This is a genomic window from Methanobrevibacter sp. UBA212 (genome assembly GCF_905233225.1).
In the GTDB taxonomy this organism is placed as follows: domain Archaea; phylum Methanobacteriota; class Methanobacteria; order Methanobacteriales; family Methanobacteriaceae; genus Methanocatella.
Map to the genome: position 1 here is coordinate 1 of NZ_CAJODJ010000062.1, position 6,803 is coordinate 6,803.

The 6,803-nt window shown below is 34.9% G+C and carries 7 protein-coding genes; 2 read left to right on the plus strand and 5 right to left on the minus strand.

Translation table 11 applies throughout. The annotated features are described in order from the left end of the window. Positions 1–331 precede the first annotated feature (331 nt). Complete coding sequence (locus QZ138_RS10850; RefSeq protein ID WP_292889043.1) at positions 332–2,500, minus strand: Ig-like domain-containing protein; 2,169 nt, start codon at positions 2,498–2,500, stop codon at positions 332–334. 143 nt (positions 2,501–2,643) lie between these two features. Between QZ138_RS10850 and QZ138_RS10855 the strand changes: the two genes are divergently transcribed. Then, on the plus strand, positions 2,644–3,057 hold the full coding sequence (locus QZ138_RS10855; protein WP_292889044.1) for a pyridoxamine 5'-phosphate oxidase family protein: 414 nt from the start codon (positions 2,644–2,646) through the stop codon (positions 3,055–3,057). 93 nt (positions 3,058–3,150) lie between these two features. Here the strand turns inward: QZ138_RS10855 and QZ138_RS10860 are convergent, their stop codons facing one another. The 3 genes from QZ138_RS10860 to QZ138_RS10870 are packed head-to-tail and all read right to left on the minus strand — an operon-like array spanning position 3,151 to position 4,057. Then, positions 3,151–3,357: a hypothetical protein gene (locus QZ138_RS10860; protein ID WP_292889045.1), complete on the minus strand. Its 207-nt coding sequence runs from the start codon at positions 3,355–3,357 to the stop codon at positions 3,151–3,153. A 13-nt stretch (positions 3,358–3,370) separates the two neighbouring features. Further along, positions 3,371–3,766, minus strand: coding sequence for a type II toxin-antitoxin system VapC family toxin (locus QZ138_RS10865; RefSeq protein ID WP_292889046.1), 396 nt, complete (start codon positions 3,764–3,766; stop codon positions 3,371–3,373). Positions 3,767–3,781: 15 nt separating this feature from the next. Continuing rightward, positions 3,782–4,057 (minus strand): hypothetical protein, encoded by a 276-nt coding sequence (locus QZ138_RS10870; protein WP_292889047.1) that lies wholly within the window; start codon positions 4,055–4,057, stop codon positions 3,782–3,784. A 450-nt stretch (positions 4,058–4,507) separates the two neighbouring features. Here QZ138_RS10870 and QZ138_RS10875 point away from each other — a divergent pair, with 450 nt between their 5' ends. Continuing rightward, positions 4,508–5,107, plus strand: coding sequence for a TetR/AcrR family transcriptional regulator (locus QZ138_RS10875; protein WP_292889048.1), 600 nt, complete (start codon positions 4,508–4,510; stop codon positions 5,105–5,107). Positions 5,108–5,145: 38 nt separating this feature from the next. Here the strand turns inward: QZ138_RS10875 and QZ138_RS10880 are convergent, their stop codons facing one another. Then, positions 5,146–6,321 (minus strand): ATP-binding protein, encoded by a 1,176-nt coding sequence (locus tag QZ138_RS10880; protein ID WP_292889049.1) that lies wholly within the window; start codon positions 6,319–6,321, stop codon positions 5,146–5,148. Between the last annotated feature and the right edge of the window lie 482 nt (positions 6,322–6,803).

The following is a 6,803-nucleotide window of genomic DNA, read 5'->3' on the forward strand; positions in this document are numbered from 1 at the left end:
CGTGAAGCTCCAAAAGCATCCCAAAAAGCAATCTTCAAATCCCAATTAGGATTAATACCACATTTACAACTCAAAACCTCAGGCATAAATAAAACACACCATCTAATAACCAATAAAAAACCATTAAAAGATTTTTTAACACTACAAAAAATATATATGACTATACAGAATATATAAACAAAGTGAGAGAGCATTTGAAAAGTAATTATTCAAAAAATATTGATTAAAAAAAAATGACTCTATGTCTTTTTTGTGAAATTCATATCCGACCTAAAAGAGGCCGGAGTATTCTTTCACTAATTTGATAAATTCAAAAAAAAATTAATAGGAATTATGCACGAACTGTGCTTTTCTTATAGGTGGCGCTGATGCCCATAATCCTTTTAGGCTTTTTGACAGCCAGTTTGGCCACGCCTTTTCCGTTTGTCCTGACAGTGAACCTTTTGGAATTGACTTTGATTTTGACAATTTTGTTTTTGATTTTCTTGTTGATTGTTGCCTTGATGATCAGTTTCCTTTTGGTTTTGCTCACCTTTATGCTGACCGGTTTTGTCTTGAGCTTTTTGGTCATCTGACTGCCCATATAATAGATTTTTAAAGAATAGCTTTTCTTTTTGAGTTTCATTGATTTTTTAAATGTCAAAATTCCGTTTTTATCAGTTTTGACCTTAAATTTCTTGCCGTTGAACTTGACTGTAACTTCCTTGGATGCCAGCGCTTTTCCGTCCTTGGTAAGGAGCTTTACCTTAATGTTGACTCCATTGAATGTCGCTTCGCTTGAGATGGTGTTGATTCTGGCATTTGATACTGTCACGACCCTCCAGTTTGATAGGTCCCCGAATCCGTCATCCCCATAATAGTCGATGAATATGTCATGTTCGCCGGCCTCCAGGTTTTTAAGGGAACATTTTGCAATTCCGTTTTTGATGTAAACCTTATATTCCTTATCGTCAATGGTGAATATCACATAACCTTTGGATTGGGCTGAAACCTCAACCATGACATACTTGTCCTCACCGGCGGTGAACCTGTAATCCAGGCTGATTTTAGGCATGATATAAAATGAGGTGTTGACATCACGCACATCATAATCGCTACCGTCGTATTTGGCGACGAGGTCATGTTTGCCTGCAGAAAATGAGTCGATTATAACCTCTCCATGGCCTTTGACAAGTCTTTGTGAGGCCAATAGCTTTTCGTCAACATAAACGACCAGATTTCCCACTGCATCGCCCGGAAGATTTAGCTGGACTCTGGATGAATCCCTGTATTCGATTTCATCCGGAACATGAAAACGATAGCTTACGGAAAGATTGTAGCTTCTGGCAAGAGCGTAGTATTTCTCATCACCTGCAAATGATACGAAAAGCACATAGCTGCCTGAATCAAGGTTGGATATGTCCACCTCAATTATGTTGTTGGCCATATTCGGGGAATGCCTGAAAGGATATGCTGTGCCGTTTATTACAACTGTTAGAAGGTCATTGTTCAGTGTGTCCGGCAGCATGACCTCAAATGTGTTCTTATCGCCGTATGTGAATGTCAATGGCCACACGTCAAAGTCATAGGTCATGTTTAGTGATTGAGTCTTTGTTCTTGAGAGGTTCTTGCCTTCAAAGACCACCTTGATTTCACGGTCTGTGTATCTTATGTACTTTTCAAGAGACATTATGAACTCTCCGTTATACATCTTCGAATTTGCAATCAGCCTGTCATCAAGGAAAACCTTTACGGTTGCAGAAGCGGTGGTTGATGCCTCAACGGCAATGCAGTCGTCATGGCCTATGTTGATTACCTTCGGAATGCTTATCTTCACATTTGTCACGGTGAAATTGAATGACCTGTTGAATGGACGGTAGTAGTCATCGCCGAGATAGCTTATCTTGGCCGTGTGGTTTCCCAGTTCCCGATTTGAAAATGGGTCGTTTTCCCATGTAAAGAGCGACCTTGGATTGGTCCTTTCAATCAGCTCATCATCGATATAGAACTCAACGATGCCGTTGGCGGACCTTGGAAAGATGAGAATGACCTGACGGTCCATATTCTGAAGGATTTCCTCAGGGAAACGTATGTTCTCATAGTCCGGAGGATTGGCCATGACCTTAAGGGACCTGTTGAGGTTGAGGTCTATTCCGTTGTAGAATGCTGATACCTTGTATGCTTTGAAATCCAGTGGAGGATATATGTTGATTACCAGAGCATTATCAGGTTTCGGAAGCTTTATCGGAATCTTGAATGAATGGTCCGTGATTGTCTCGTTGTAGATTGCCTCGTTATTCAGCTTTATGCAGAACTCTCCTGACGTTTCTTCTGGAAGCTCGACGCTTATGTCTGAGAGATTATCCTGCCACATCTTCTCGTCAAATGTCACGTTGATATCATCGATTATGTCACCTGATTTGGCAATTGCATCACTCTGTGTGGAATTTTCAATCGTTGCGTTGTCTGCAGCGCTTGCAGATGCCATTAAAACGAATATTAAAACCAGACCTACTGCCAATATCCCCCTCATGTTCATGAGATTAAATCTATTGCAAGTGGTAAAAATAATTTTGCTAATTAATGAGAGACTGTTGAAACTAACATCTTAATATAATATATATTATATAATTATATTCAAGAAAATAATACTGAGGTGATACAATGGCATTAGAAGGTGCTGAAAGAATAGATGAATTTTTAAACGAAGCGAAAGTGTTTTTCCTGGCAACAGTTGACGGAGACAAACCTAAAAACAGACCGTTAGGCTTTCATATTTTAAAGGACGGCAAGATCTACTTTGGCGTGGGGGATTTCAAGGAAGTCTACAAGCAGATGAGAAAAAACCCATATGTTGAAATCGTTGCCCTTGTGGAAACCGATTTCTTAAGGTATTACGGAAAGGCTGTCTTTGAAGAGGACTACACACTCGGGCAAAGCATTGTTGCGGGAAATGAATTCCTTCAGGGAATCTACAACGATGAAACCGGATTCAAACTGGGAATTTTCCACCTTGAAGAGGCAACAGCCGAAATCCGTGACATCACCGGAAAAATAAACGAATCATACGAATTTTAGGTTTGGTTAACTCTAAACCATAACTTTTTTTAATGTAATTTTTACCATATAATTTTAGTAAATGATTTCAAGAAAAAATGTAATTATCAGGTGCTAATCAACACCCAATGCATCATTTACTTCATTTAAAAACTCTTTTGAATGAGAATGCTCAAAAATCTCATTTTCAATGGCATCATCCATCAATCCCCGATTGATGTATCCCCATATCACCTCATCAACCGACCTGTTGGTCTCACGAGCCTTTTTTTCAACCAATTCCTTGAGTTTTTTGTTTTTGATTTCATAATGAAAATCCATTGTCATCCCCCAATTACACTCTGGAAATTACCTCATAACTTTTGATTTTGTCAAATCCACTGTCAAATGAAACGATTCTTTGAATATCATAATCAATCATGGTTTTAATGATTGTGCAGTCACTGTAATTAATGGAATTTCCATACCACCCATTAATTTCTAATGATTTTAAATAGTCTTTATAAGACAAAGGTATTATTAGATTATTTTCACGAATGTCCATATAAAGATCTTTTAAAACATCACAGGTTCCAACAGACTTATTTAATGTTTCAACAAGAACAGTTGTATTGATTACGGTGGTTTCGTTTAAATCATCTAAAAATTCTTTAATTTTTAAGGAATCCTCATGATGAGAGTCCTTATCATCAAGCAATCCCACAAAATATCCAGTATCCAGAAAAATCATTGAATGCACCGCCATTTATTTATCTGACTTGTTCCATCTTCCAACAAAAACATCGAAATTATGTTTCATCGGAGGATACCCGTTTTTTCGGTCCCTCTCAACAGCTTTTCTACCTCTTTCAAGCATTTCCTCCCTAGTGTATTTAGGAGGCACATAATAGTCATCACAAAACAGACCTCTCCTGATATAGCGATCGATTAGTTCATCAATTGAGATGTTTAACTTATTTGATTTCTCCCTCAGTTTTGCTTCTATCATTTCATCACCAATAATAATTTCATTATCAGACATTTTATAACACCTCATGATCAATAATAAATATTATTTTATGGAGGTTATTAATATTGTGAAATCACCAATCATGAAAACATTAAAAGCACCGATTCAATTGGAATAATCTAATTTCAATGGATTTCATCAAAATTAAATACAATTGAAATTATACCCAAATATCCAATAATTTCTTAAATCATATTATGTTTTAATAGTATATAAAGTTAATGAAATGCAAAAAAAATAAATAAAGACCATAATTATCTTAAAATAGTTAATTTGAGTTAAAATAACTTATTTAAATAAAATAAATCAAAAAAAGTTATTGTTCAAGTGTAATATAATATGATAGAAAAAATAATCCTCATCACCGGAAAAATCAACGAATCATACGAATTTAGGTTTGGTTAACTCTAAACCCTATTTTTTTAGATAAATATAAATGTTTAACAATTGATATAATTTATTATGAAGATAGAACTTGACAACACCGAGGAGAAAATCGTAAGGGCAGCATTTGACATCATTCAAAAGGAAGGCCTCGCAAAGGCCACAACCAAAAGGATTGCCGCAGAAGCGGGCGTGAATGAGGTTACAGTATTCAGGAAGTTCAAAAACAAGAACAATCTCGTTGAAATCACAAAGGCGTACCATTTCCAGATACTCATTGGCAAGCTGGAGGAGATTTTCGACTTTAGAGAGGATGAGGAAACCGACGAGTATCTCAGAAGCAATTTCACAGAACTCATCAACCTTCCCGAAGAGGATTTCAGCATCATCAAGGTGGCTCTTGAGGACGTGAGGGCAGTCTCCGACAAGAAGCTTTTGATTGCACAGATTACAGATGCAATACTGGACAAGTTTGAGGAGTTCTTCACTCTCCAAATCAAGGAGGGAAGAATAAGGAAAGTCAACCCTAGGGTGCTTGGAACACTCTGTTACAGCATAACCTTCCAGTCACTTGTCCTGTGGAAGATATACAGCGAAAGCATTGAGTTGGACGGAATAGACTATTCCACCGAATTTCTGGACATACTCAACAATGGAATCCGGATTGAGGATGCCTAAACTTTCTCACCTGCCGATTCATAATGTGCATGGGCAAATTATTTGTCTGTGTCTGTTAGGAACTCTAGTAAGTTAATATGTTTTACCCCATCTCGTGATCGATCGAATTGGTCCATTGTTATGATATATTTAGGGTAATGATCTTTGATTTTTGAAAATGGTCGGAACTCCCTTTCGATTGTTTCTTCACTTTCGAGTAAATAGCTTACTTGTACGTAGATTGTCTGTTTGTGTTTTCTGCAAACAAAGTCAACTTCATAATTTTTTGTTTTTCCGATTGTTATTTTCCATCCTCTTCTTAGAAATTCAAAATATACCATGTTTTCTATTACACGCCCTATGTTGTCTTTGTTTCCTTTTGCTTTTGCTTCACAAAAGCCATGGTCGGTTACATAATATTTTTCATTGAATTTTAAAATGCCTTTACCTTCTAAATCTTCTCTTTTTACTTTTTTTATGAAGCATGCATTTTCCAGGTATTTTAAGTAGTTTGTTATGGTTTTGTTTGAAATTTTAATGTTCATTTCTTCTTTGTAGTATTCTGTAATGCTTGAGGCTGAGAATATGTTTCCTATGTTGTCAAAAATGAATGTTGTTAGTCTTTCTAGAATGTCGATGTCTCGTATTTGGTACCTTTTGACAATATCTTTATAGAAAATTGAGTTGAATAAATCATCGAGATAGTCTATCTTTTGTGTTTCATCAAGCAGAAATGTTTGTGGCATTCCACCATATTGGAGATATTCGTTAAACATGTCTATGCTGCTGGATTTTTGGTGGAATTTTAGGAATTCCTGATATGAGAATGGGTACATTTTTATTTCGAAGTATCTTCCTGTCAAGTGGGTTGCCAGTTCTCCGGATAGTAAATTGGAGTTTGAACCTGTGATGAAGATGTCACAGTCATAATCTATTTTATATCCTGCAATTGATCGTTCCCATTTTTTTACATTTTGTATTTCATCAAAGAATAGGTATACTTTTCCTTTTTTGTTTTTTATTGTTTTTTCAACAATTTTATCTAGTTCGTTATTGTTTTTGATGTTTTTATATTTTTTACTGTCGAAATTAATGAGTATGATGTTATGTTCTTTTACTCCTCTTTTGATGAGTTCTTCTTTGATTAATCCTAACATGTATGATTTTCCACATCTCCTAATGCCTGTAATCACTTTGATTAACTCATTATCAATTAACGGGATTATTTGTGCCATATATAAATCTCTTTGAACCATAATATTATTATGTATTTTTAGGTATATAAGACTAACTTTTTTAATTTTTTAATATTTTAGTTTTATAATACTAACTTTTCTTAATTTCTCATGAAGTTAGGTTTGTATGCCAGACTATATTTTCCATTTTTCAGTCAAATCAATAAGACTGTTAATATCAATTAATATGATTTCAGCCATAATCATCAACCTTTATCATCAACCAACAATATTTTTTTTATTTTTCATTAAAATGCTTTAAATCATAAAATAAACATATTAAGGAATTTATAAAAATTAACTATCAATTAAAAAATCATGTTAATCATTAACCCTATTTATAACTTTATGATTCATTTTTTACATTCAATCGTTAGTAATAGAAATATCAGTTTATTTGTTTAAAGTTTAATAATTTCAAAATTAATTGATTATTATGTTCATAGTAATTGGCATCCCAATTATTTTTCATGATTGTTTCG

Bases quoted from the DNA above. Each gene is read 5' to 3' on its own strand.
- QZ138_RS10880 (WP_292889049.1), bottom strand. From the start codon at position 6,321: ATGGCACAAATAATCCCGTTAATTGATAATGAGTTAATCAAAGTGATT.
- QZ138_RS10860 (WP_292889045.1), bottom strand. From the start codon at position 3,357: ATGGATTTTCATTATGAAATCAAAAACAAAAAACTCAAGGAATTGGTT.
- QZ138_RS10855 (WP_292889044.1), top strand. From the start codon at position 2,644: ATGGCATTAGAAGGTGCTGAAAGAATAGATGAATTTTTAAACGAAGCG.
- QZ138_RS10875 (WP_292889048.1), top strand. From the start codon at position 4,508: ATGAAGATAGAACTTGACAACACCGAGGAGAAAATCGTAAGGGCAGCA.
- QZ138_RS10870 (WP_292889047.1), bottom strand. From the start codon at position 4,057: ATGTCTGATAATGAAATTATTATTGGTGATGAAATGATAGAAGCAAAA.
- QZ138_RS10865 (WP_292889046.1), bottom strand. From the start codon at position 3,766: ATGATTTTTCTGGATACTGGATATTTTGTGGGATTGCTTGATGATAAG.